Below are 592 nucleotides of genomic sequence, written 5' to 3' on the forward strand. Positions count from 1 at the left end.
CGCCGCAGGCGGCCTCGATGCACGAGGGGTCTAGAGCGTCTCCAGAAAGCCTTCGAGGCGTTGCATGTCCTTCGGGATGTCCGCCTCGAAGCGCAACTCTTGCTTCGTGATCGGGTGTACGAAGCCGAGGACGGCGGCGTGCAGCGCCTGGCGGCGGAAGTCGCGGAAATCGCGCCCGTCATCGAGATTGAGGAGCTGCTGCGCCCGGCCGCGGCCATACATCGGGTCACCGAGCAGCGGACAGCCGATATGCGCCATGTGGGCGCGGATCTGGTGGGTGCGGCCGGTTTCGAGCGTGCATTCCACCTTCGCGGCGATCGGGTGGCCGATCGGCCTTTTCGGGTCGCGCCCGAACATGGCGAGCGTGCGGTAGTGTGTGACGGCGTCCTTGCCCGGCCCGCCCTCGCGCGATTTTATCACCGCCATCTTCTTGCGGTCGGCGTTGGAGCGGGCGAGCGCGGCATCGACCGTGCCCTCGCGCGGCATCGGCGCACCGCGCACATAGGCAATGTAGACGCGCTCGATGTCGTGTTTTGCGAACAGTTTCGACAGACCCTGATGGGTCCTGTCGTCCTTGGCGACGACCAGAATC

Annotated in this window: 1 protein-coding gene; it reads right to left on the reverse strand. The window is 66.2% G+C overall.

Going from position 1 to position 592, the window contains the following annotated elements; genetic code table 11:
• Nucleotides 1–30: 30 nt before the first annotated feature.
• Nucleotides 31–592: RluA family pseudouridine synthase (locus tag KDM41_18610; protein ID MCB1185436.1), on the reverse strand; the 562-nt coding region annotated here is incomplete at its 5' end.

The organism is bacterium (assembly GCA_020440705.1).
GTDB lineage: Bacteria > Krumholzibacteriota > Krumholzibacteriia > LZORAL124-64-63 > LZORAL124-64-63 > JAGRNP01.